Source organism: Litorivita pollutaquae (genome assembly GCF_003205515.1).
GTDB classification, from domain to species: domain Bacteria; phylum Pseudomonadota; class Alphaproteobacteria; order Rhodobacterales; family Rhodobacteraceae; genus Litorivita; species Litorivita pollutaquae.
The window spans coordinates 223,475-246,197 of the sequence record NZ_KZ826482.1 but is presented as its reverse complement, the minus strand read 5'-3'; the positions used below and the strand labels follow the sequence as shown (position 1 = coordinate 246,197).

Sequence of the window (22,723 nt, the reverse complement as noted above, 5' to 3'; positions counted from 1 at the left end):
AGAAAGCATGACAAATACCGAAAGACCCGTGTTGATGCAGGCCGCAGAGCTTGAGACATTTTTGGACGAGGTGTTTCCTCAGGTGCGGGGTGATTACGCGATTGATCATGTCGAACCGATGAAGGTCACGGTTCGGCTCAAAACAGCCGAGCGGCATTTGCGCCCCGGCGGGACCGTGTCGGGGCCATCAATGTTCGGGTTGGCCGATGTCTCTGTTTATGTGGCGGTCTTGGCGATGATCGGACCAAAGGCAATGAGCGTCACCACCAATTGTTCAATCGATTTCATGCGCAAGCCCGTGGCGAATGTTGATTTGATCGGCAAATGCACTTTGTTGAAACTGGGCCGTGCCTTGGCGGTTGGGGATGTGCTTTTACTTTCCGAGGGCATGGAGTCGCCGGTGGCGCGCGCGACGTTGACCTATTCGATCCCGCCACGGGACTAAAGGGTGTGAAATTGTGGGGTATATAGATACCTAATTTGCAAGCCATTGTTTTTATTAATGTAAATTGTGTTTGCTGTGCTTGACCTGCGCATTGGGGTCTATATAACCCGCCCATCACATTTGAGGTGGGGGGTGACCCTTACCGCTCCACTAAAACTCAAGGGTAATCCTGCCATGAAAACTTTCTCTGCGACACCGGCAGATATCGACAAGAAATGGATCCTGATCGACGCCGAAGGCGTTGTTTTGGGCCGTCTTGCGTCGATCATCGCTATGCGCCTGCGCGGTAAGCACAAGGCCACTTTCACGCCGCATATGGACATGGGTGACAATGTCATCGTGATCAATGCCGACAAAATCCAGCTGACCGGCAAAAAACGCGCCGAAAAGCAATACTACTGGCACACAGGCCATCCGGGCGGCATCAAAAGCCGCACCGCCGATGACATCCTGACCGGTGCGCACCCCGAGCGCGTTGTGACCGCCGCCGTCAAGCGCATGCTGCCGGGCAATAGCCTGAGCCGTAAGGTGATGACCAACCTGCGCGTTTATGCTGGCGCCGAGCACCCCCATGAGGCGCAAGCGCCGACCGTGCTGGACGTCAAATCCATGAACTCCAAGAACACGCGGAGCTAAGAAATGGCTGATCAAATCAATTCCCTTGAAGAGCTTCAAGGCGCCGTGACCGAAACCGCAGCGGTTTCCGTCGAGGATCTGACCCCGCGTGAGCCGGTGCGTGACGCGCTTGGCCGTGCTTATGCCACTGGCAAGCGTAAAGATGCGGTTGCCCGCGTCTGGATCAAGCCGGGCTCCGGCAAGGTCACTGTAAACGGTAAGGAGCAAGACACATATTTTGCCCGCCCCGTTTTGCAAATGATCCTGCGCCAACCTTTCACCGTTGCCGGTGTTGAAGGTGAGTTCGACGTTGTTGCCACGGTCAAAGGTGGCGGTCTTTCGGGTCAAGCCGGTGCGGTCAAGCACGGCATTTCGAAAGCTTTGCAGCTTTACGAACCCTCCTTGCGCGGCGCTTTGAAAGCCGCCGGCTTCCTGACACGCGATAGCCGTGTTGTGGAACGTAAGAAATACGGTAAGCGCAAAGCGCGTCGTAGCTTCCAGTTCTCGAAGCGTTAATCTGGTTTTCCAGAAGCTTACACTATTTGAAAGGGCTCGCATTTGCGGGCCCTTTCGCATTTTCTGTTGTGGTTCTGAAGGCGAGTGTTGCACCGTGGCAGGCAAAAAGGGCCGCTCGATCGAGCGGCCCTTCGGGTGTCGAACCTTGCACTCCGAGGGAAAACAGGCACAGGGTCTGACATCTATTGGCACAGGCTGCGCCGGCGCCGGGTTTGGCCTAGCCGCCCAAAAGGCCGATTTCGAAGCTGAGGATCAGCGAGATCGTCGCTTCGCTATCATCTGCATCTTCATAGAGCACTTCCAACGCGGTGGTGTCGGACAGGCCATAGGCCAAGCCGATCTCACCATAGGTGTTATCATCTGCATCCGCAGCACCGATCATGCCGTGCAGTTCGAGTTTATCGCTCAAGGCACCGGAGAGGGACAGCTCGCTGGTCAGATCACCAGTGTCGGTATCGACCTCGAAATAGAGCGCGCCGGCGATGCCTGCGGTCAAGTCATGGCTTAGCTCAAAGCCGATGCCGCTGCTTTGATAGCCGTCGTCGGAGAGGAAGTAGCCGATATAGCTTATGTCGTATCCGAGCGATCCGGCCTCACTGCCATAGCCAAAGCTCAGCTCGATTTCCGCGTCATCGTTAGGGTCTTGATAGAGTGATCCAATCCACAATTCACCATGAAAGCCGTTGTTTTCGACGCCGATGAAGGCTTCGCCGGTGGTTGAGCTGTGGTTCATGTCGTCTTCGGCGGCAAAGCCAAAGGTGAGCGCGCCCCCTGCGGTGACGGTTGGGGCGGCATTTGCCGCAAGGGGCAAGGCGAAACTCGCCGCACATGCGGCCAAGGTAAGAGGGTGATATGTCATTTGTCGTGTCCCGATGCGTGCGATGTCTTGCACTATAAGCGTATCACGCCGCCCAATTAGGACATGCGTGTATGGAGTAGGTGCGGCTGGCGGAGACTGGCTTTAAACCTGACTTTTTTACTATGATATGGTACCGGCATTGTCGAGCGGTTTTTGCCGCAGAGTGCAGAGTGCAAAGATCAGAGCGCAGCGGACAGAATGCAGGTGACAAAAAGGCGGCCCCGATGTGGAGCCGCCTGAGGGTTGTGCCGCATATGCGGGTACACGCACGCGCGCTTGCTTATTGCTTAGGCTCACCCGGCTCTGCGGTCCGGTTGGACGCGGCGGCGCGCGGTGCGATCCCATTCGGCCTGTGCCACGCCGTCATCGGTTTCGATCCGGAAGCGACCGGTCAGATCCGCCAGATGTTTGGCGTTGTTCGACAGTTTTGTGTTGGCGGCCGTGGTTTCTTCAAACATTGCGGCATTGCGCTGAGTCACCAGATCAAGTTCCTTGATCGAGGTGTTTACGTTGCTCAATTCCGAAGATTGTCGCTCGGTCGATGTTGCGATGGTTTGCATCCCTCGGGCGATGTCATCGACGGCGGATTTGATATCATCAAGCGCCTCGCTGGTGCGTTTGACCAATACCACACCGCCGGCAATTTGCTCCGAGGAGGTGTTGATCAGTGCATCAATCTTGCGCGCGGCGTTAGAGGACCGCGCGGCCAGAGCCCGCACCTCGGTGGCGACCACGGCGAAGCCGAGCCCTGCTTCGCCGGCCCGGGCCGCTTCGACCCCGGCATTCAACGCCAGAAGGTTGGTTTGGAAAGCAATTTCTTCGATAACAGAGATGAATTTGCGCACTTCCGTGGAGGAACTGACGATTTCGTCCATCGCGCTGATGGCCTTGTCCATGACTTCGCCGCCGTGATGCGCTTTGTCGCTGGCGCCTTGGGTTTGGTTGCGGGCGTGTTCGGCATCTCGCGAGACAACGCCGACCAGATCCGTCAATCCGCCAAGCGATTGGGAAATGCCTGTCAGGGTTGCGGCTTGATGTTCGGTGCGCACGGCGAGCTCTTCGGCCGATGCGGTGATTTCGCCGGACTGCATTTGGATCAGGCGAGTTTGATGCATCACATCCCGCATCACCGGCGCCACCCGTTCCACAGCCGCATTATAGGCTTTGGCGCCTTCGATAAAGGCTTCTGGCATCTCCTCGGTCAGCCGCGCGGTCATGTCGCCATCGGCAAATTGCTCAAGTTTGCTGACAAGAACACCGACGGCGTATCGCGATTCGTCAAAATGGCGTTGGCGTTGTGCGTCGTTTTCTGCTTGGGCGGCACGGGTTGCTGCGGCGCCTTCCTCGGCGACCTTTCGGGCGACTTCGGCGTCGTCGCGGGCTTGGGCGGCGGCTTTGATCGCGGCTTCGGCCTTTTTCAACGCGGTTTCGGCGCGGCTTTTTTCGGCTTCGGCGCGGGCCAGGGCATCTTGTGCTTCTTCGGCGGATTTCCGGACTTCGGCCTGACGGGCTTCGTCCGCTTTATGAAGCCGGATACGGGTGCGAATGGCAAAGGCAAGCGCAGCCGTTTCTGCAACGACGATGACGGCATGAAAGCTGGTGCGTCCGATGTTTAAGAGCAGATCCGTCGAAGGATAGACCAAGGCCGGAAATAGGAAAGTCAACGTCAGATGGTGCACGGCGATCGTTGCCGCAGACAGTAGCAGGGCCGTCAGGCCCGCAGTCATTACCAGCGCCGCCAAAACAGCGAAATAGACCATATGCATGTCGATTTGCAACGGATTCCCCATGAGGGCGGCATTGAGAACGATGGCCTGTCCGGTTAGGGCCTGTGCAACGGTGATGCGTGCGGCGCGACCTTTCATTCGGGCGCCCGCGATGCCGACGATGGCGAAAAAGACCGACGCGAGCAAAGTCACGGTGAGGGTGCCTTGCGCGAACCATCCGGCCACTGTGACCGGCCCCGTGGCTGCGACAGCCAACACGCCGAGAATGCGCGAGGCTTGATCTCGGGAGGTTTCAAAATCGTTTGAAATGGTGCCTGTCATTATAATTCTACTCCGCAAATCTGGGCGATGAGGGTGGCGTCGCTTACCCCCCATGCCCCCGCACGCCGCACGGCGCTGATAAATTCTGGGCCGCCATTGGCCATCGTGGCCATTGGGGCGAGCAGGGGGCCAACCGGATGGCCGCCTGCGGTTTCGATGAGGTGCGCGCCATCTGTCCACGGCCCATGCAGGACCAAGACAAGCCCCTCTAACGGGGCTGGCTTGAGCAACATAAACGCCGGTGTGACGGCGAGGCAGATCAGCCAGATCGAAGCAGAGAGTATCGCGCGCATCGCACCACCTTTCGTGTGATGTGATGTCATGTTGGCCTTAAAACGTTCTTAAAATCAGATTCGAGGCGGTCGAATGACTTGGCTCTAGCGGTTGACGTAGCGTCAGCTGTCCGGTGCAATCAACCCCAGACCGCGCAGATAAACGCCAATGCCGCTTTCCAATAAATCCTCGGGAGGAAAGGGGCTTTGGCTGCCGGGGCTGTTGCGGGCGAAGAGTTCGACGACGCCATGGGACATGGCCCAGATATGGGCCGAAAACATCGCGGCGGGGGGGCGTTTGTCTTGTGGGATATGTTCCGATAATTCGGTCGCAGCGCGTTCCATCACCGCGCGCGCACGGGCCGAAGCCGCCGCAAGCTCTGGCGTGCGATTGACCGAAATGCCGCTTTCGAACATTGAAATATAATGGCCGGGGTATTTACGCGCGAAGGCCAGATAGGCACGCCCGGTGGCTTCGAAGGCCGCCAAAGCCGAGGGTTGGCCGCTGTCAAAGGCATATTGCATCACATCGGCGAAGATCTCATAGCCCTGTCTGGCCGCTTCGGCGATCAAATCCGAGCGGCCTTCGAAGTGGCGGTAAACGGCGGCGGGGGTGACGCCGGCTTGTTTGGCGGCCTCCGACAGGGTGAATCCGGTCGGGCCCTTGGCTTCGATCAACCCGAGCGCGGCCTCGACCAAGGCCTGTCGCAGGTTGCCGTGGTGATATCCGCGCTTCTTAGGCATCCCAATTGTCCGGCCCGCCGCAAATTTTAGGATCCGGCACACCCAGAGCCTTTGCGTCTTTGTGGGTGTAATCCAAGCCCGTCAGCAGCAGCCGCAATGCAGCAAGCCGCGCGCGGCGTTTGTCGTCGGACCGGATGATGTGCCACGGGCTTTGTTCGATATGGGTGCGGGTCAATGTCTCTTGAATGGCGGCGCTATAGGCGTCCCATTTCTTCATCCCCTCCACGTCAATCCAGCTCAGCTTCCAATGCTTGAGAGGATCACGTTCGCGGTCGATGAACCGGCGCAGCTGTTCGGCGCGCCCGACATTGAGCCAGATTTTCACCAGATGAATGCCGTCGTCCACCAGCATGCGTTCGAAATCCGGAGCTTGATGAAAGAAATGTTCCCGTTGCGCGGGGGTGCAAAAGCCGAAGACATGTTCGACCACGCCGCGATTATACCAACTGCGGTCAAAGGCGACGAGTTCGCCTGCGGCGGGCAGATGGTCGATATAGCGTTGGAAATACCATTGCGTTGCCTCGGTTTCGGTCGGTTTGGGAAGCGCAACAATCCGCGCGCCGCGTGGGTTAAGATTCTCGCGCAAGCGTTTGATTGTGCCGCCTTTTCCGGCGGCGTCACGACCCTCAAAGACAATCGCGATGCGTTGGCCGGTTTCCTTTGCCCAACTTTGCAATTTGACCATCTCTATTTGCAAAGCCGCCATTTCGGCTTCATAGGCTTTGCGTTTCATCCGTTCGGGATGGGGGTAATCGGGATTGAGAATGTCATCTTTGTCGCTGCGGCGAATGGCGTTGCGGATGTTCTCGGGGGCCTCGGTGTTGAAATATGCGCTGATCGCGCCGTCAAAGGGCAGTTCCATGCGCCTCTCCTTCATGTTGTTGCCACTATGGCAAGCGCGTGCAGGATGCGCAATCGCTGCCGCTCGGCGCTCGCTGACTGTGGCCGGCCTCCCCGGACGTAACGCGCGGGCCACGTGCCGATGTCGGCACGGTTGGGCGCGAGAGAGCCCCCCGCGCGGCCGATCCGCGCACTCAATATGTTCGCTTGTGGGTGCGGCTAGCGGCCAATTTCGTCCATGTCATAGGGTGTGGTTTGGTAGATCTCGTTGATCCAGTTGCCGTAAAACAGATGCGCGTGGCTGCGCCAGCGGTTGCGCGGTTTTTGCGCCGGATCGTCTTCAGGATAATAGTTTACCGGCACGTCGATGGGTTTGCCCTCGGCCACGTCGCGGTCATACTCTTGTTTGATGGTGTCGCTGTCGTATTCCAGATGGTTGAATACATAGAGCGCCCGATGTGCGGGGTCTTCGACAAGGCACGGCCCGACCTCTGTGCTGCCGAGCAGAGTAATTAGCCCGTTGGCCGCATCGATTTCCGGTTGGCGCATTTCGGTCCAACGCGACACTGGCACAATGCAATCATCCGAGAACCCGCGCAGGTAATGCGAAGCGGGCGACAGATTGTCATGCCGCCAGCAGCCCAAAGCCTTTTTTTCCAACATGTATTTTTGAACACCATGGAAATGGTTGATCATCGCCATGCCGCCCCAGCATACGCCAACGGTGGAATGCACATGGGTTTGGGTCCATTCAAATACCTCGCGGAGTTCGTCCCAATAGGTCACCTCGCTAAAGGGCAGATGTTCGATCGGGGCGCCGGTGATGATGAAACCGTCGAATTTTTGACCCGAGGCACGGATTTCTGAAAAGGCGTGGTAAAAGCTTTCCATATGTTGGGCGGCGGTGTTGCGGGCCTCGTGTTCGGACATGCGAATGAGCGTCAATTCGATTTGCAGCGGCGTTGCACCGATGAGCCGTGCAAATTGGTTCTCGGTTTGAATTTTCTTCGGCATCAGATTCAAAAGCCCGATGCGCAGGGCGCGGATGTCTTGCCGCGCTGCTTGATCCTCGGTCATCACCGACACACCTTCGCGCGTCAGCACGTCATAGGCGGGTAGGTCAGCGGGAATTTTGATCGGCATGGCAGAGATCCTTTGAACGGCGGGCGGCCCCGATCGCGCGGATTTCGGGGCGGGTCTTACGATATAGGGGGCCTAGACCGCTCGGTCTAGTGCCGTGGCGATCATGTCGGTGAGATCCGATTCGTTTTGTACGGCGTAAACTTCATCGGCGCTCACGGTCACGCCGCGCCGCGCCATTTTTTCATAGCGCGGTTGGCGGTGCGCCAGGGCCTGCGCATAGGTCCAGCGGATGAAGGCATCGGGATCGACCTTTTCGGGGGCGCATTGCTCTTGGTCAAGATATGCGTTCCAGATCCGTTCGAGGAATTCGGGTTGGTAGGACATGGGTTTGGGGGCTTTATCAAACCGTCGGATCAGTTCGGCGGTATGGGCGTCGCTGCCCTTGATCCAGACCATCAAAGCTTCCTGCTCCAGGGCGCAGAGCAGCGGATCATCGGGATCGTCCACATCGACCCATTCGCAAATCGATCCGCCGGTATCGCAAACAAAATGCGGATAACCATAAAGGGCTTCGGCGCGCGCACTAAAGGTCGCGGTGTCGTAAAGTGCGGCAATCTCGGCCTCGCGGAATTGGTTTTGACGGTGGCAATATTCGGCAAAGGGCAAACCGCCCTTGGCCGGATCCCCCGGTTTGCCCAGATAGGTCGAGACCGGCGCCAGATTGTTAAAGGTGATGTTCGATCCAATAAAGATCGAATCCGACATCAGCAGATCGCGCAGAAACGGGTTTTTCATGGCTTCCATTTTGGCGTTATCGGCGATGAATTCGCCCATGTAGCGCGTGCCGATGCGGTAATCGACATTATAGTGAAACCAGTTTCCGCTGTCGCGCAGGACGTTGGACACATGGGTTTTGCCAAGGCCAGACATGCCGAAAAAGAGCACTTTTTTATGCGTGGCGCTGCGCCAATCGGCTGCGGAAGTATAGATCATCTGAGGTCCCTCTCTGCCCTGCGTTGCTATCGCGTGGACACAGGGGGGTCAAACCCAATGCATGTGCGGCGATTACTTCGGCACGGCTTTGTGGCGCCAAGCGCGCAGGCGGCGCGGAATGCGCCCGTCGATGATCACCAAACCGGCGGCCAGTAAGGCAAATCCCGCATAGGCTTTGGGGGCAAGGCTTTCGCCCAAAACGAGCGCGCCAAGGGCAATGGCCACCGGTGCCACCAAGAGCGTGACCAGAAGCAGGTTGCCAACCCCCGCCGATGCGGCAATGCGATAATACAACAGGTATGCCCCTGCGGTCGCCAGAACGGCCAGATAGGCAATCGCGCCCCATGTGGCGGCGGAGTATGTCAGGCGCGGCAGGTCTTCGGTCCACAACGCATAGGGGATCATCATTGCGCTGGAGCAGGTCAACATGCCCGCAGTCGCGATTTGCGGGCTGACGTTGGTGAGCCGCGCGCGCGCCCAAGCGCCCGACAGCCCATAACAGATGGCCGCGCCGATCAACGCGAGTTGCGCGACCGAGGTGATGTCAAAGGCATGGATTGCCTTGACGCCGATGGCGGTCGCGGCGCCGCAAAATCCAAGGCTCACCCCGATGAGCTTGCGCGCGGTCAGGCGCTCGTCGGCAAAAACCATCGCGGCGATCAGAATGCCGAAGACGGCGGTCGTGCTGTTCAAGATTGCGCTTAGGCCGGAGGGAATATGTTGTTGGCCGAAGGTGATTAAGGTGAAGGGCAGGGCGTTGTTCAAAAGCCCCATCACCGCAAATGCGCCCCACATTCGCAGGTCCATCGGGACGCGCAGGCCGCGCAGCAGAACATAGGCCCAAAGCACCAAAGCCGCGCCGCTCACACGGAAGGCAACAACGGTGGCAAAGCCGACCTCGCGCAGCACGACGGCATTGCACAAAAACGATCCGCCCCAAATCAAAGCAAGCAACATGAGCTCCGCCCAAGCGCGGGGCGAGGCGGTGATCTGGGCGGTGGTGGGCGTGGGGACGGGGTGTGTCATATCCATAGTATTGGTGCGCAGGCGTGTCACACGCAATCCGGAAGTTGCGCAATTGCGGGCCGCAGCGGTCAGCCGTTTTTATGGAACCATTCGTCCATAGGTCAAAAGCACATGCAATCAGGCGGGCTTGCGGTGGGTCTCGAACCAGATGTTGATGTAATTGGCGATGAAGATCAGCGCCGCGCCATAGATCAAAGAGGGGGTGATCGGCTCGCCAAACAACACCAGCCCCAGGACGGCGATCACCGGCAGGCGGATGAAATCCAGTGGCGCGACGATGGTGGCAGGCGCGGTTTTGAGCGCATTGGTCAGGCAATAATGCGCCGACAGTCCGGCGGCGCCGACGAGGATAAGCCAAGGTGCGGTTTGCGCCGTGGGCAGGGCCATTGTGCCATCGGCCAAGCCGCAGGCCAGACCGAGCAGCGCTTGCATGCCGGTAAGATAGAACATGATACACGGCACGCTGGCCATGGTGGTGAGTTTCTTGGTGGTAATGATCGACGTGGCAAAGAAAATCGCGGAGATGGCGGCGGCGATGAGGCCGGCGCCGCCTTGAAACGCGCTGTCGGTTGCGAAGGGATTTCCCACTTGGGTGACCTCCCAAATGCCGACAAGCCCGAGCAGCACACAGACAAGTTTGATGATCGTGAAGCGTTCTCCCAAGAACAGGGGCGACAACAAGATAACCCAAAGCGGCGTGGTGAATTCGAGGGCGAAAACCTGTGCCAGCGGGGTGATGGCAAGGGCGTAGAACCATAGGTTCTGACCGGTGAAATGTGCCGTATTGCGGATCAGGTGCAGACCAAGGCGGCGGGTTGTGATTTGTCCCCACATGCCGCGCGCGGTGAGAATGGCACAGACGATGAGAAACCCAACGAGGCTGCGATAGGCCATGATTTCAAAGGTGTCGTGGGTGCTGCCCAATATGCGGCCGGCCACTGCCATGAGCGAGAAGGCCGCAATCGCCCCGGAGGTCCAAAGCGCCGCGCGCAAAATTTCCGGGCCCGTGGTGTGCGGAATGGCTGCGGCATGTGTCATCGTGAAAGTGTCCGGCAAATGGTGCGACGCGCGACAGCTAAGCTAAAATCCCAACGGAGGGCAAGCTGCGGGCGCGCCATCCTTGCGCCGAACATGCAAATGCCCCGATCCCAAACGGGCGGGGCATTACGCTGTATCCGGCGGATGGGTTATTCGAGTTCGATGGTGCCGGGGGGTTTTGATGTTACATCGTAGAACACCCGGTTGATGCCATCCACCTCGTTGATGATACGGGTCATGGTTTCGCCCAAGAACTCGTGGGTGAAGGGGTAGTAATCTGCCGTCATCCCGTCGACAGAGGTTACCGCGCGCAGGGCAAGCGCATAGTCATAGGTGCGCCCGTCGCCCATCACGCCGACCGTGCGCATCGGCAAAATCGCGGCAAAGGCTTGCCAGATTTCATCATAGAGACCGTGTTTGCGAATCTGGTCGATGTAGACCGCATCGGCCTGCTGCAAGATCGTCAGTTTTTCGCGGGTGATCTCGCCGGGGCAGCGGATCGCAAGGCCGGGACCAGGGAACGGGTGCCGACCGATGAAGGATGCGGGCAGGCCCAATTCGTGGCCAAGCGCGCGCACTTCGTCTTTGAAAAGCTCGCGCAAAGGCTCGACCAGCTTAAGGCCCATTTTTTCGGGCAGTCCGCCAACATTGTGGTGCGATTTGATCGTCACCGACGGGCCGCCGGAAAAGCTGACCGATTCAATCACATCGGGGTAGAGCGTGCCTTGGGCGAGGAATTCGGCTCCCTCAATGTCATTGGCGTATTTCTGGAACACGTCGATGAAAAGGCCGCCGATGATTTTGCGTTTGGTTTCGGGGTCCGAGACGCCCTCGAGCTTGCCCAGAAACAGTTCGCTTTCGTCCGCATGGATCAGGTTGAGATTATAGCTCTCTCTGAACATTTTGACGACTTCGGTGGCCTCATTGAGGCGCAAAAGCCCATGATCGACAAACACACAGGTCAGTTGATCGCCAATGGCCTCATGCAGCAAAATCGCGGTGACCGAGCTGTCGACACCGCCGGAGAGGGCGCAGATGACTTGCTTGTCGCCAACCTGTTCGCGGATTGCTGCGATGGCCTGCTCACGGTAGGCTTCCATGGTCCAATCGCCGGTGAACCCGGCGAGACGCACGAAGTTTTCGTAAAGCGTTGCGCCGTTCGGCGTGTGATGCACTTCGGGGTGGAATTGCACCGCATAAAAATTTCGCGATGTATCTGCGGTGATCGCAAAGGGCGCATTGGGCGAGGTGCCATAGACTTCGAAACCGGGCGCAATGGCAGAGACATGATCGCCATGGCTCATCCAGACTTGCTCGCGGCCTTCAAGGAACCAACCGCTGAGCAGATCAATGCGGTCGTCCGAGGGCGTCACATAGGCGCGGCCAAATTCGGCCGTTCCATGGCCGCGTTCGACTTTGCCGCCGAGCATATGCATCATTACTTGCTGCCCATAGCAAATGCCGAGGATGGGCACGCCAAGGTCAAAAATACACTCGGGCGGCCGTGGAGAGGCTTCGGTCATGACCGAAGCTGGACCGCCGGAGAAGATCACGGCTTTCGGCGCAAAGTCGGCCAGAAACGCGTCAGTGACGTTCTGATAGGGGTGGATTTCGCAATAGACATTCAACTCGCGCAGGCGCCGCGCGATCAGCTGGGTCACCTGAGAGCCGAAGTCAATGATAAGAAGGCGGTCATGGGATGTCTGGATCATGTCTTGGCAATAGGGCGCGGCGCGCGCGCGCGCAAGAGGGCGTGGGCCCCTCATGAGCGGTTTTCGAGGATGGTCGCGCGCGTTCATGTCGCTTTCGCCTCGCATAGGGCGCAAAACCGCAGCTTTGGACTGGGGCTTTGGCGCTAAATAGGGCGAGATGATCGCAGGTTTGCGCATGGAAGGGGAGAATCACTCTATGGCCGAAGCAACAGCACCCACCAGACGGGCAAGAAGCGGTGGCGGCGCGGCGCGGCGCGCGGCGCGTTCCGCCGTGCAGATTGAATGCGCTAAATATATCGAGCGTAAGATCCCCAATTATGAGGTGTTGGACGAGGCCGCATTGACGATCATCGAATCCAATGCCGAAGTCGTTCTTGAGGAAATCGGGGTGAATTTCACTGGCAATCCGCAATCCTTGGAACGCTGGCGCCAGGCCGGAGCCGATGTGCAAGGCGAACGGGTGCGTTTCCCAAAGGGTATGGTGCGCGATCTATGTAAAACTGCGCCAGCGCAGTTTACCCAGCATGCCCGAAATCCCGACCGCAACGTGGTGATCGGCGGGACAAACCTTGTGACGGCGCCCGTCTATGGCCCGCCTTTTGTGCGCGATGCTGAGGGCGGGCGGCGGTACGCGACCATGGCGGATTTCCAGAAATTCGTGAAACTCGGCTATATGTCGAAATATCTGCACCATTCGGGGGGCACGGTCTGCGAGCCGACGGATGTGCCGGTGAATAAGCGGCATTTGGATATGCTGCTGGCGCATATGACACTTTCGGATAAGCCGTTCATGGGGTCCGTCACCGAACCCAGCCGGGCGCAGGATTGTGTCGAGATGTGCGAGATTCTCTTCGGTAAGGCCTTTGTCCAAGAAAATACGGTGATGACGTCACTGATCAATATCAATTCGCCGTTGACCTTCGACGAAACAATGATGGGTGCGCTCGAAGTCTATGCCAAGAACAACCAAGCGGCGATCATTTCTCCCTTTATTGTGGGCGGGGCCATGGCGCCGGTGTCGGTGACCGCGACGCTCACGCAGGTTTTGGCCGAAGTCATGGTGGGCATCGCCTATAGCCAGCTGATCCGCCCGGGGGCACCGGTGATTTTTGGCACCTTTGTGACCTCGATCGATATGAATTCTGGCGCGCCCACCTTCGGGACACCGGAGGCCAGTCAAATCCTATATGGCGCGGGACAATTGGCGCGACGTTTGGGATTGCCATACCGGTCCGGTGGCGGGCTGTGCGGATCGAAGTTGCCCGACGCGCAGGCGGCTTACGAGACGGCAAATACGCTTAATGCGGGGTTGCTCGGAGGGGTGAATTTCATGTTACACGCCTGCGGATGGCTCGAAGGTGGTTTGGTGGCCAGTTTCGAAAAATTTGTGATGGATGCGGATCAGCTTGGGACACTGGATAAAATGGCACAGGGTGTCGCAGTGGACGAGAATGCGCAGGCGCTCGATGCGCTGCGCGAGGTCGGACCGGGGGGGCATTACCTTGGCTGTGCCCATACGCAGGCGAATTTCAAAGAGGCGTTTTGGCGCAGTGATTTGCTTGATTACAAACCGTTCGAGACATGGTCCGATGAGGGCGCACGCGATACCGCGTCCCTGGCCACGGCGCGGGTGGCAAAACTGCTGGGTGACTATACGCCGCCGCCGCTGGATCCGGAGATCAAGGCACGGCTCGACTCCTATGTGGCCGAGAAAAAAGCCTCGATGCCGGATGCGTTCGGGTGATGTGATGGGGCGCCCCAATCCGCCGTTAATGGTTTCGCGCGCTGTTGGGTTTGGCACACTCCAGTGGTCTTTCGCCGCGTCCCAGCGGGATGATGAATGTGGCTTCCCCTGTGCTCGGAGCCGCCGATCTGTGCCGTTGCGATATCGATCGAATATCGGCGCGTTGTTTCTTTTTGGGTATATCGATCATAGTCGCGGCGGTTAGCCCCCCGCGCGACGCCGATGCTGTGTTCTGCGATGGCGGCCATTGGCTGGTGTTATGACCGTATCGGGTGGCCCGTGCAGAAACGGTTCGGGGCGGCGAAGAAGCCACCCCGTACCGTGTTGAAACAGGCCAATCATCGGCTGGCGGTGTTTATCCGGCAGTATTCCGCAGGATTTGCGCCTCTGCCATCATCGCAATCAGCAGGTCCACGTGATTGATCACCGAATAGGACGCGTTGCTTTGGCGGCGCAGATCGTTGAGATCGGCTTCCATCTCCATCAACCGGAGCAGGGCGGCGCCGCTGCGCGGCAGCGCACCGTGCCCAAGCAGGCGGCGCAGGTGGTGATCGCGGCGGTAATCCTCCATTCCGATGCGCGCGGCACGGATCAAAAGACGAGGGCGGCGGAGAGTGGTGAGCATACCGAGGATATCTTGCATTGGTCTTCCCATTCTTAGGGTCGCGGACGTCTTATGCGTCAATTATGCGACATGATGAAAAAACTCTTGCACAACTTAAGCGGGTGTTGCGCGGAGGCGGGTAGACCGTACGTAGCCTTTGAATTTATTTATCTTTTATCAACCATGATGAAGATTGCGAAAATATTAACCTACGGGTAACCAATTAAGCTTTAGGTTGTGTAGAAAGCTGGGGGCAGCCCGCAGGCCACTATTTTCCAGAATAATAGGGGATGAATTATGCTGGAGACGACAGCGTCCACCAAACACAGATCGGCGCGGATGCCGACTTGGGTGCCACAGGCGGCGAAACGCTACCTAAAACATACTGAAGCGGGTCTTTCGATCCGTGCTCTGGCGCGTGCCGAAGGGTGCCATGCCTCAACCGTACTAAGACAGATTCGGCGGTTTGAAAACCTGCGCGACGATCTGTTGGTGGACGAAGCCTTACGTTCTCTCGGCCGTATTCATTTTCCCTCAAACCCCGGTTTTGATGGAAAGGAAACCGCTGCTATGAAGGAAAACGGGATCTGCGACGAGACCGCACCGAGCGAGGAAGTGCTGGCCTGTGATGGCCGGCGAATCCTGCGGCGCTTGTGCGAAAACGGCGCCGTTTTAGCGGTTGCCGCTGAAATGGATAAAGCTGTGGTCGTGCGCGACACCGAAGACGGGCGCACCACGCGCACGGCGGTGGTGGATCGCAATGTTGCACGTGCGATGGCGCTCAAAGACTGGATTGTCTGCAAGGCACCCGGGCGGATTTCACGCTATCATATCACGGCGGCGGGGCGTAATGCGCTCAACCATCTGATCGCCAGCGCCGAAAATGCCGCGACTGGTTTTGCCGAGGCGCAAACCCCCTTTGAAGGCACGCAAATGCCTTGGGGTGAAACACGCGAAGACATGCCGGAAGATGATGGCAAACCGCGCCGTGTGCGATACAATCTGGGGGAGAGTCCTCTGGTTGCTCTGGCGCGCCGTCGCGACAAGGATGGCTCTCCATTCTTGGAGGACAGCTTGGTGCGTGCAGGTGAGCGTTTGCGCGAAGATTTTGAATTGGCTCAAATGGGAACGCGGGTAACGCAGGATTGGGAGCGGTTCTTGACTGGCGGCGTGCAGGGATCGCCTGGTCCAAGCGGGGGCAGCGCCGGATCGGACGCCGCCAAAGCGCGGGTGATGGGCGCGCTCAAAGACCTCGGTCCGGGGCTTGGCGATGTGGCGCTGCGCTGCTGTTGTTATCTCGAGGGGCTTGAGGCTGCCGAGAAACGCATGGGATGGTCCGCGCGGTCTGGCAAGATCGTGTTGCGCATCGCGTTGCAACGGCTCAAGCGGCACTATGATGATCTGGGAGACGCGGGCGCAATGATCGGTTAACCGCCGACCAACATTCCAACACCGTAAGCCACCACGGCGCATACCGTCCCGACCAAGACGGTTTCACCTACAGAGCGATGCAAAGGCTCCCCCGTGGCATTCCACCGCAATAGCCCGAGCGCAACCAATGCCCCTGCTGTCGTCATCACCGAGTGGATGAAGGTGGCAGGGGTCGGCTCCGTCAGGAAATAGGGCATAAGCGGCACGGATCCAAAAACCACGAAGCTGCAAAATGTAACAAAGCCATTGATCGCGGGGTTTTCCTCGGCTGGATCATGCATGCCGAATTCATAGGTCATCATCAAATCGGCCATCATGTCCGGATGGCGTAACATGATGTCCGCTGTGGCTTCCGCCTCTTCGTCGGGCAGGCCGCGTTGCCGTAGGATATGAACCATTTCATAGCGCTCTTGGGCAGGGTTTACCTCGATTTCGTGCAATTCGCTGTTACGCCGGGCGCGGTAAAGATCATGTTGCGATCGGGTGGATAGGAATTCGCCAAGTCCCATCGACACCGCATCAGCAAAAAGATTGGCAAGCCCGAAGACCAAAACCGCCACAGCGCCGATTTGCCCGGCGCCATCGGCCGCCGCCCCGGCGAATCCGGCAACGATGGCAAAAGTCGTGACGATGCCGTCATTACCGCCATAGATGATCTGTTTGAGAAATTCCTGTGTGCGGCCAAGTGCATGCGCTTCGCGGCGATGTGCGGTCCAATCAAATGTCATGTCGGCTCCTTGGCTGTGTCGGGCGATGGAGGCAAGTCTTAAGCGATGGGGGCCGAGGCGCAACCGAGAGCGACTCGCAACTGCACTTTATAACCGTTTCAATAGGTAAAGGCCGCAGGGCAGGATGCCGCCGCGGCCTTCGTTTTGTGTTGGACCGAATGGTCCCAGTCGATCCTATGGACGTCTAGCCTTTGGGGACCGGCGATTCGTTGGTCACCGGCACCGCATTGACGTCGCTGTTTTGTGCTTCATTGGCGGCGCGAACACCGGCGGCATAGTCTGGATGCACGCGTTCCAACACCGCATACCAGCGTTCTTTCACACCGTCAGAGCACGGGCCCATGGCCGCCGCGTAGTTATTGAACAGCCGTTGTTTTTGCTCCGCGTCGAACATGTTGAACAAGGCGCGCGGCTGAACGTAATCGGCCTCGTTATCCTCAACCGCATACCTGTCTGCATCACCGTCAATCCGCAGCGGCGGTTCCACGAACTCCGGCTGCGCGGTCGGCCCGTCGAATTGGTTCGGTTCGTAATAGGCATCGGGATTGCCAAAATCATTGGTGAAAAATCGCATGGAGCCATCTTTGTGATAGTGCTGCATCGTGGCTGCTTTCGGGGCATTCGCGGGCAGGGCCTCATAATGGGTGCCCAACCGATAGCGGTGCGCATCGGCGTAAGAGAAAATACGGCCCTGCAACATTTTGTCGGGGCTGAACCCGATTCCCGGAACCACGTTGGACGGGCTAAACGCAGCGTTTTCGACCATCTGGAAATAGTTTTCGGGGACTTTGTTCATCTCCAATTCGCCGACTTCGATCAACGGGTAATCGCCATGCGGCCATACTTTGGTCAAATCGAAGGGGTTATAGGCCTGTTTGCCGGCATCGGCTTCGGGCATCACTTGGATATAGAGCGTCCACTTGGGGAAGTCGCCGCCACCAATCGCATTTACAAGATCCTCTTGATAGCTCTCGCGGGTCTTGCCAATCAAAGTCTCGGCTTCGGCATTGGTGTAATGGGCGTGGCCTTGTTGGGTTTTGAAATGGAATTTCACCCAATAGCGTTCGCCCTTTTCATTCCAAAGGCTATAGGTGTGGCTGCCATAACCGTTCATCCGCATCGGGTTCACCGGAATGCCCCGATCCGACATCAGGATCGTGACCTGATGGACGCATTCGGGTTGTGCGGCCCAAAAATCAAACATCGCTTCGGGGCTGCGCAGATTGGTTTTCGGGTGGCGTTTTTGGGTGCGGATAAAGTCGGGGAATTTCATCGCGTCGCGCAGGAAAAATACCGGAGTGTTGTTGCCTACGACGTCCCAATTGCCATCCTCGGTATAGAATTTAAGGCTAAATCCGCGCACGTCGCGTTCGGCATCTGCGGCGCCTTGCTCGCCCGCCACAGTGGACCAACGGGACAAAACATCGGTGGTGGTACCGGGTTTGAAGACTTTGGCACAGGTGTATTGTGTGATGTCATGGGTGACGGTGAATTTGCCCTCAAGCCCCCAACCTTTGGCATGGACCACACGTTCTGGAATACGTTCGCGGTTTTGATGGGCCAGTTTTTCGAGCAATTGATAATCTTGCAGCAGAACCGGACCGCGTTCCCCAGCGGTTTGGCTGTTGGCGTTGCTGGTGACCGGTGCGCCGGCGGTGGTTGTCAGGCGGTGTGTCATATCTGGCGTCCTCCATAGGATATGTGGCTGAGCATGATGCTTGGCTGTATAAGGCAGGATTGGAGCAATAATTTCCAATTGCATATTCCTCTTCCATTGATAGGAATAAGTTATGAATATCACCCTGCGCCAATTGACCTATTTCAAAGCCCTGGCCGCCGCGCGCCATTTCGGTCGCGCCGCACAAATGGTGCATATCTCGCAACCGGCCTTATCGGTGCAGATTCGCGAGCTGGAGGCGACATTGGGTGCACCTTTGGTCGAGCGGCACGCCCGCGATGTGGTGCTGACGCCTTTCGGACGACAAGCCTTGGCCCAAGCAGAAAGAGCGTTGTTCGAGGTGGACCGATTGGTCCAAATGGCCCGTTGGCGTGGCGGATTGTCGGGGGAGTTGCGGTTCGGCGTGATCCCCACCGTGGCGCCCTATCTTTTGCCCCAAGCCTTGGCACAGATGCGGGCGCATGACCTGTCTTTGGATGTGAAAGTTATCGAAGGCAAAACCGAACGGTTGGTGGCGCAGTTGTTAGACGGCACATTGGACGCAGCGGTGATGGCGATGCCGATCGCGGCCGAGGGGCTTGAAGCGGTGCCCTTGTTCGAAGATCGGTTTTTATTGGCAGGGTCCGAGGCGCGCTTGGCCGCATTGGGAGCGCAGGCAGAATCCTTGCGCCCGCGTGCGTTGGAGCCGACACAATTGATGTTGCTTGAAGATGGCCATTGCCTGACCGATCAGGCGCTCGAGGTCTGCGGGCACGCGGCGGGGCAGATCAACACCGGCGCTTCTTCTTTGGCGACATTGGCGCGTTTGGTCGAGGCGGGGTTCGGATTGACCTTAATGCCGGAAATCGCGGCGCTATCGGAACAACTGTCGGCACCGCAGATGCGGTTGATCCGGTTTGCGGCACCCGAACCGGCGCGGCAGATTGCCCTGCTGCGTCGTCATGGCAGCGGGGCGAGCGATTGGTTCGAGAATCTGGCGAGCTTGCTGGCGCAAGTGGGGGCCGGATTGACCGCCACCTGCCGTGCGGCGGTGTGATCCGGATCAATTTTACGCGATCAATGAAAAACACCCGCGCCGGATAAGGGGCACGGGTGTTTGCACTATTTTGGGATTGGACCGTTCGGTCTGCACCGTCTGCCTACCTATTGGGCGGCGACGGAAGCCGCCGTTTCGAGGTATTTCATCACGTTCTCAGGGGAGCTTTCACCATAGGGATCCTCGCCGTGGTTGTCACACAGGCCCGGCTCTTCGAACCATGCTTCGACCACGCCATTGTTGACCACGGCGGCATAGCGCCACGAGCGCAGGCCAAAGCCGAGATTGTCCTTGCGCACCAACATCCCCGCACGGCGGGTGAATTCACCCGATCCGTCCGGGATGACTTTGACGTTTTTGATACCCTGGCTCTCGGCCCATTTGTTCATCACAAAGCTGTCGTTGACCGACATGCAATAGATCGCGTCGATGCCCATTTCCTGAAACTTTTCAAAATTGTCTTCGAAACCAGGGAGTTGATAGGTCGAGCAGGTCGGCGTGAAAGCGCCGGGAAGCGAAAAGAGGACCACGCGTTTGCCGGCGAAATAATCCTCTGTGGTCATGTCCTGCCAACGAAACGGGTTGGACCCACCGATGGAGTCGTCACGCACGCGTGTGTGGAAGGTCACATTGGGAAGTTTTGCTCCGGCAATCATAATTGTGCTCCTGTAATAAGTGCCCGCGCGAGCGGCAGGCCAAAAGGTTCGATCTGTGTTTAGAGCGATTCTAATCAGGGTTTCAATGCGCCTGCGGCAAATAATGCTGCGAGAGCGAAGCCGGCTGCGGGCAGGGCGCGGGGACGGTGCCATCGGCGGCGGATTGCGTGCAAAATAAGCGATATACAAAGCCCCCCACGGGATTTGGCGGTGCTTGGGCAAGGCGGATATGCGCGTTTTGGCGCGCTGAGCATTGGACAGCCTACTTTGACGGGCGTATATGGAGACAACAGTAAGGAGCAGCCATGTCGCCGCGTGATCTGAAAATCCCCGAGCAGCGCCACCCTGAAAAGGCGCGTCGTCCCGACAATCCACAGCCGCGCAAACCCGATTGGATTCGCGTCAAAGCGCCGACATCCGAAGGGTATAAACAGACCCGTGACATCATGCGCGAGCATAAATTGGTCACCGTCTGCGAAGAGGCGGGATGCCCGAATGCCGGTGAATGTTGGTCCCAAGGCCACGCCACCATGATGATCATGGGCGAGGTTTGCACCCGCGCTTGCACCTTTTGCAACATCGCGACCGGCAAGCCGCCCGAAGACCTCGATGCCTTTGAACCGGGCCGTGTGGCCGATGCGGTGGCCAAATTGGGCCTCAATCATGTGGTTGTGACCTCGGTGGACCGCGACGATATCGCCGACGGCGGCGCCGAGCATTTTGCGCAAACCATCCGCGCCATCCGTCACCGCAGCCCCAAAACCACGATCGAGGTTTTGACGCCGGATTTTATCCGCTGTGGTCCCGAAGCCGTGGAGATCGTGGTCGAGGCGCGCCCCGATGTGTTCAACCACAATTTGGAAACGGTGCCGGGGCTCTACCCCGAAGTGCGCCCCGGTGCGCGCTATTTCCATTCGTTGCGTGTGTTGCAGCGGGTCAAGGAACTGGATCCGACGATGTTCACCAAATCCGGCATCATGGTTGGCCTCGGAGAAGACCGTCAGGCCGTGGTGCAGGTGATGGAGGATATGCGCGCGGCGGATATCGATTTCTTGACCATCGGCCAATATTTGCAGCCGACACCAAAACACCACGCGGTGGACCGCTTCGTGCATCCGGATGAATTCGCGGCCTATGAAAAAGCTGCCTATGGCAAAGGCTTTTTGATGGTGTCCGCCTCGCCGTTGACGCGGTCGAGCTATCACGCCGGCGACGACTTTGCAAAACTGCGGGACGCGCGGTTTGCAAAGTTAGGCAAGGCGTGATCGCGCCTAATCGGGTTTGTATTTTGGCACGCGCTCCATGGTGAGCGCGTCCGGCCAACCGATGAAATACTCCACCGCAAAGATCATCATACATATCAACAAGATCGACACACCGATTTTCACCTGACGCATCGAGGGCGGTTTTCGGGCCCATTTAGCCATGCGAAGAAGATGGCGTGGGTTCATAATTATCTGCCTTATTCGTGTGTTGCGGGGCTATCTTCATCTGTGAATCGCACCTTGCCGATAAAGGGAAGGTTGCGATTGCGTTGTGCAAAATCGATGCCGTAGCCGACGACAAATTCATCGGGGATTTCAAAGCCGGTCCAATCGGCGCGAAACTCGACCTCGCGGCGGCTGGGTTTGTCCAGTAGCGCGATGGTCTTGAGCCGTGCAGGATGGCGGCTTTCGAGCAGGTGGGTGACATGGGTCATGGTGTGGCCGGTGTCGATTATATCCTCGACGACCAGAACATCACGGTTGGCAATTTCGCCGCGCAAGTCTTTGAGAATGCGGACTTCTCTGCTGGTTTTCATCTCGTTTCCATAAGACGACGCTTCCAGGAAATCAACTTCGACCGGCAGATCCAGTTCGCGGACCAGATCGGCAATGAACACGAAAGAGCCGCGCAGCAATCCGACGACGACGAGTTTTTTCGTGTCCGAAAATTCGGCCTCTATTTCGCGGCAAAGCGCCTCAATTCGGGCGGCAATCGCTTTGGCTGTGATCATCTGATCTATGACATAGGGTCGCGTTGGCATCTATTCCCCCTTGATTTTCCCTGCCTACTCTACGACATGGGGGGCACAAGTCACGAAAAAACCAAGAGATTATGCCGACGCATTCCGAAACCCGCCACCTGCCGTATACTGCCGCACAGATGTATGATCTGGTTGCGGATGTTGCCGCCTACCCGCAGTTCTTACCCTGGTGCTCCGCCGCGCGCATCCGGTCAATCACGCCGCTAGAGGGCGTAGAGAATGCCGAGGTGATGGAGGCGGATTTGGTGATTTCCTTCAAGGTCTTCCGCGAGAAGTTCGGCAGCCGTGTGACCCTGTTTCCCGATCAGATGAAGGTGGATACCGAATATCTTGACGGGCCGTTCAAATATATGAAATCCAACTGGGCTTTTGCGGATGCGGATGGCGGTTGCGATGTGACGTTCTTTGTTGATTTTGAGTTTAAAAACGCGATCTTACAGGGCATTATTGGTGTGGTTTTCAATGAGGCAATGCAGCGCATTGTGCGGGCGTTTGAACGCCGCGCCGCAGCGCTTTACGGATCGGCATGATTGCGCGTCATGCGGTTTAGGCGCAGCCGGCTCTTTAAACGATAATCCGACGACAAAAGGCCCCCGCATTTCTGCGAGGGCCTTTTGTTTTGTGCATTC

At 57.9% G+C, this 22,723-nt stretch carries 24 protein-coding genes; 8 read left to right on the top strand and 16 right to left on the bottom strand.

What is annotated here, in order from left to right:
- The first annotated feature begins 7 nt into the window (after positions 1-7).
- The 3 genes from DI396_RS05085 to rpsI all read left to right on the top strand — a co-directional run bounded on the left by DI396_RS05085 (position 8) and on the right by rpsI (position 1,576).
- The gene (locus DI396_RS05085) at positions 8-445 is read left to right on the top strand and encodes a PaaI family thioesterase (RefSeq protein ID WP_235851748.1); all 438 of its coding nucleotides are present in this window, start codon (positions 8-10) and stop codon (positions 443-445) included.
- Positions 446-619: 174 nt separating this feature from the next.
- Entirely contained in the window at positions 620-1,081 is a 462-nt protein-coding gene (gene rplM / locus DI396_RS05080; protein ID WP_110795098.1) for a 50S ribosomal protein L13, read from the top strand.
- Between the two features lie 3 nt (positions 1,082-1,084).
- Complete coding sequence (gene rpsI / locus DI396_RS05075; RefSeq protein WP_110795097.1) at positions 1,085-1,576, top strand: 30S ribosomal protein S9; 492 nt, start codon at positions 1,085-1,087, stop codon at positions 1,574-1,576.
- Between the two features lie 217 nt (positions 1,577-1,793).
- Here rpsI and DI396_RS05070 read toward each other — a convergent pair whose 3' ends face one another.
- From DI396_RS05070 to guaA, 10 genes are all read right to left on the bottom strand, one after another.
- Positions 1,794-2,435, bottom strand: a complete 642-nt coding sequence (locus tag DI396_RS05070; RefSeq protein WP_162617161.1) for a hypothetical protein — start codon at positions 2,433-2,435, stop codon at positions 1,794-1,796.
- Between the two features lie 293 nt (positions 2,436-2,728).
- Positions 2,729-4,483: a methyl-accepting chemotaxis protein gene (locus DI396_RS05065; protein ID WP_162617160.1), complete on the bottom strand. Its 1,755-nt coding sequence runs from the start codon at positions 4,481-4,483 to the stop codon at positions 2,729-2,731.
- On the bottom strand, positions 4,483-4,776 hold the full coding sequence (locus DI396_RS16400; RefSeq protein ID WP_162617159.1) for a hypothetical protein: 294 nt from the start codon (positions 4,774-4,776) through the stop codon (positions 4,483-4,485). The genes DI396_RS05065 and DI396_RS16400 overlap by 1 nt, the downstream gene beginning before the upstream one ends.
- Positions 4,777-4,878: 102 nt before the next feature.
- Complete coding sequence (locus tag DI396_RS05060; RefSeq protein WP_110795094.1) at positions 4,879-5,499, bottom strand: TetR/AcrR family transcriptional regulator; 621 nt, start codon at positions 5,497-5,499, stop codon at positions 4,879-4,881.
- The gene (ppk2, locus tag DI396_RS05055) at positions 5,492-6,361 is read right to left on the bottom strand and encodes a polyphosphate kinase 2 (RefSeq protein WP_110795093.1); all 870 of its coding nucleotides are present in this window, start codon (positions 6,359-6,361) and stop codon (positions 5,492-5,494) included. The genes DI396_RS05060 and ppk2 overlap by 8 nt, the downstream gene beginning before the upstream one ends.
- Before the next feature lie 197 nt (positions 6,362-6,558).
- Positions 6,559-7,482 (bottom strand): homoserine O-succinyltransferase, encoded by a 924-nt coding sequence (locus tag DI396_RS05050; protein ID WP_110795092.1) that lies wholly within the window; start codon positions 7,480-7,482, stop codon positions 6,559-6,561.
- A gap of 72 nt (positions 7,483-7,554) precedes the next feature.
- Positions 7,555-8,415, bottom strand: coding sequence for an ATPase (locus tag DI396_RS05045; RefSeq protein WP_110795091.1), 861 nt, complete (start codon positions 8,413-8,415; stop codon positions 7,555-7,557).
- Between the two features lie 72 nt (positions 8,416-8,487).
- Positions 8,488-9,441: a DMT family transporter gene (locus DI396_RS05040; RefSeq protein WP_110795377.1), complete on the bottom strand. Its 954-nt coding sequence runs from the start codon at positions 9,439-9,441 to the stop codon at positions 8,488-8,490.
- A 117-nt stretch (positions 9,442-9,558) separates the two neighbouring features.
- A complete protein-coding gene (locus DI396_RS05035) occupies positions 9,559-10,479 on the bottom strand; it encodes a DMT family transporter (RefSeq protein ID WP_110795090.1) in 921 nt (306 codons plus the stop codon).
- Between the two features lie 149 nt (positions 10,480-10,628).
- A complete protein-coding gene (gene guaA / locus DI396_RS05030; RefSeq protein WP_110795376.1) occupies positions 10,629-12,191 on the bottom strand; it encodes a glutamine-hydrolyzing GMP synthase in 1,563 nt (520 codons plus the stop codon).
- Positions 12,192-12,387: 196 nt separating this feature from the next.
- Here guaA and DI396_RS05025 point away from each other — a divergent pair, with 196 nt between their 5' ends.
- Positions 12,388-13,935: a trimethylamine methyltransferase family protein gene (locus DI396_RS05025; RefSeq protein WP_110795375.1), complete on the top strand. Its 1,548-nt coding sequence runs from the start codon at positions 12,388-12,390 to the stop codon at positions 13,933-13,935.
- Positions 13,936-14,290: 355 nt separating this feature from the next.
- Here the strand turns inward: DI396_RS05025 and DI396_RS05020 are convergent, their stop codons facing one another.
- Positions 14,291-14,578: a DUF6477 family protein gene (locus DI396_RS05020; protein WP_110795089.1), complete on the bottom strand. Its 288-nt coding sequence runs from the start codon at positions 14,576-14,578 to the stop codon at positions 14,291-14,293.
- 258 nt (positions 14,579-14,836) lie between these two features.
- On the opposite strand from DI396_RS05020, the gene DI396_RS05015 reads away from it, so the two are divergent.
- Positions 14,837-15,970 (top strand): DUF6456 domain-containing protein, encoded by a 1,134-nt coding sequence (locus tag DI396_RS05015; protein WP_235851747.1) that lies wholly within the window; start codon positions 14,837-14,839, stop codon positions 15,968-15,970.
- Here the strand turns inward: DI396_RS05015 and DI396_RS05010 are convergent.
- The gene (locus tag DI396_RS05010) at positions 15,967-16,698 is read right to left on the bottom strand and encodes a VIT1/CCC1 transporter family protein (RefSeq protein WP_110795088.1); all 732 of its coding nucleotides are present in this window, start codon (positions 16,696-16,698) and stop codon (positions 15,967-15,969) included. The two genes, DI396_RS05015 and DI396_RS05010, sit on opposite strands and share 4 nt — an antisense overlap.
- 184 nt (positions 16,699-16,882) lie before the next feature.
- The gene (locus tag DI396_RS05005; protein WP_110795087.1) at positions 16,883-18,376 is read right to left on the bottom strand and encodes a catalase; all 1,494 of its coding nucleotides are present in this window, start codon (positions 18,374-18,376) and stop codon (positions 16,883-16,885) included.
- A gap of 112 nt (positions 18,377-18,488) precedes the next feature.
- On the opposite strand from DI396_RS05005, the gene DI396_RS05000 reads away from it, so the two are divergent.
- On the top strand, positions 18,489-19,412 hold the full coding sequence (locus DI396_RS05000; RefSeq protein WP_110795086.1) for a LysR substrate-binding domain-containing protein: 924 nt from the start codon (positions 18,489-18,491) through the stop codon (positions 19,410-19,412).
- Between the two features lie 107 nt (positions 19,413-19,519).
- Here the strand turns inward: DI396_RS05000 and DI396_RS04995 are convergent, their stop codons facing one another.
- Positions 19,520-20,068 carry a peroxiredoxin gene (locus DI396_RS04995; protein WP_110795085.1) on the bottom strand — a complete coding sequence of 183 codons (549 nt, stop codon included), beginning with the start codon at positions 20,066-20,068 and terminating at the stop codon, positions 19,520-19,522.
- A gap of 305 nt (positions 20,069-20,373) precedes the next feature.
- On the opposite strand from DI396_RS04995, the gene lipA reads away from it, so the two are divergent.
- Complete coding sequence (lipA, locus tag DI396_RS04990; RefSeq protein ID WP_110795084.1) at positions 20,374-21,333, top strand: lipoyl synthase; 960 nt, start codon at positions 20,374-20,376, stop codon at positions 21,331-21,333.
- A 6-nt stretch (positions 21,334-21,339) separates the two neighbouring features.
- Here the strand turns inward: lipA and DI396_RS04985 are convergent, their stop codons facing one another.
- Positions 21,340-21,519: a hypothetical protein gene (locus DI396_RS04985; protein WP_110795083.1), complete on the bottom strand. Its 180-nt coding sequence runs from the start codon at positions 21,517-21,519 to the stop codon at positions 21,340-21,342.
- Between the two features lie 11 nt (positions 21,520-21,530).
- Entirely contained in the window at positions 21,531-22,094 is a 564-nt protein-coding gene (hpt, locus tag DI396_RS04980; RefSeq protein ID WP_110795082.1) for a hypoxanthine phosphoribosyltransferase, read from the bottom strand.
- 71 nt (positions 22,095-22,165) lie between these two features.
- On the opposite strand from hpt, the gene DI396_RS04975 reads away from it, so the two are divergent.
- Positions 22,166-22,624 carry a type II toxin-antitoxin system RatA family toxin gene (locus DI396_RS04975; RefSeq protein ID WP_110795081.1) on the top strand — a complete coding sequence of 153 codons (459 nt, stop codon included), beginning with the start codon at positions 22,166-22,168 and terminating at the stop codon, positions 22,622-22,624.
- The last annotated feature ends 99 nt before the right edge of the window (positions 22,625-22,723 follow it).

Coding starts and splice junctions, on each gene's coding strand:
- DI396_RS05085 (WP_235851748.1), top strand. CDS start 8: ATGACAAATACCGAAAGACCCGTGTTGATGCAGGCCGCAGAGCTTGAG.
- rplM (WP_110795098.1), top strand. CDS start 620: ATGAAAACTTTCTCTGCGACACCGGCAGATATCGACAAGAAATGGATC.
- rpsI (WP_110795097.1), top strand. CDS start 1,085: ATGGCTGATCAAATCAATTCCCTTGAAGAGCTTCAAGGCGCCGTGACC.
- DI396_RS05070 (WP_162617161.1), bottom strand. CDS start 2,435: ATGACATATCACCCTCTTACCTTGGCCGCATGTGCGGCGAGTTTCGCC.
- DI396_RS05065 (WP_162617160.1), bottom strand. CDS start 4,483: ATGACAGGCACCATTTCAAACGATTTTGAAACCTCCCGAGATCAAGCC.
- DI396_RS16400 (WP_162617159.1), bottom strand. CDS start 4,776: ATGCGCGCGATACTCTCTGCTTCGATCTGGCTGATCTGCCTCGCCGTC.
- DI396_RS05060 (WP_110795094.1), bottom strand. CDS start 5,499: ATGCCTAAGAAGCGCGGATATCACCACGGCAACCTGCGACAGGCCTTG.
- ppk2 (WP_110795093.1), bottom strand. CDS start 6,361: ATGGAACTGCCCTTTGACGGCGCGATCAGCGCATATTTCAACACCGAG.
- DI396_RS05050 (WP_110795092.1), bottom strand. CDS start 7,482: ATGCCGATCAAAATTCCCGCTGACCTACCCGCCTATGACGTGCTGACG.
- DI396_RS05045 (WP_110795091.1), bottom strand. CDS start 8,415: ATGATCTATACTTCCGCAGCCGATTGGCGCAGCGCCACGCATAAAAAA.
- DI396_RS05040 (WP_110795377.1), bottom strand. CDS start 9,441: ATGACACACCCCGTCCCCACGCCCACCACCGCCCAGATCACCGCCTCG.
- DI396_RS05035 (WP_110795090.1), bottom strand. CDS start 10,479: ATGACACATGCCGCAGCCATTCCGCACACCACGGGCCCGGAAATTTTG.
- guaA (WP_110795376.1), bottom strand. CDS start 12,191: ATGATCCAGACATCCCATGACCGCCTTCTTATCATTGACTTCGGCTCT.
- DI396_RS05025 (WP_110795375.1), top strand. CDS start 12,388: ATGGCCGAAGCAACAGCACCCACCAGACGGGCAAGAAGCGGTGGCGGC.
- DI396_RS05020 (WP_110795089.1), bottom strand. CDS start 14,578: ATGCAAGATATCCTCGGTATGCTCACCACTCTCCGCCGCCCTCGTCTT.
- DI396_RS05015 (WP_235851747.1), top strand. CDS start 14,837: ATGCTGGAGACGACAGCGTCCACCAAACACAGATCGGCGCGGATGCCG.
- DI396_RS05010 (WP_110795088.1), bottom strand. CDS start 16,698: ATGACATTTGATTGGACCGCACATCGCCGCGAAGCGCATGCACTTGGC.
- DI396_RS05005 (WP_110795087.1), bottom strand. CDS start 18,376: ATGACACACCGCCTGACAACCACCGCCGGCGCACCGGTCACCAGCAAC.
- DI396_RS05000 (WP_110795086.1), top strand. CDS start 18,489: ATGAATATCACCCTGCGCCAATTGACCTATTTCAAAGCCCTGGCCGCC.
- DI396_RS04995 (WP_110795085.1), bottom strand. CDS start 20,068: ATGATTGCCGGAGCAAAACTTCCCAATGTGACCTTCCACACACGCGTG.
- lipA (WP_110795084.1), top strand. CDS start 20,374: ATGTCGCCGCGTGATCTGAAAATCCCCGAGCAGCGCCACCCTGAAAAG.
- DI396_RS04985 (WP_110795083.1), bottom strand. CDS start 21,519: ATGAACCCACGCCATCTTCTTCGCATGGCTAAATGGGCCCGAAAACCG.
- hpt (WP_110795082.1), bottom strand. CDS start 22,094: ATGCCAACGCGACCCTATGTCATAGATCAGATGATCACAGCCAAAGCG.
- DI396_RS04975 (WP_110795081.1), top strand. CDS start 22,166: ATGCCGACGCATTCCGAAACCCGCCACCTGCCGTATACTGCCGCACAG.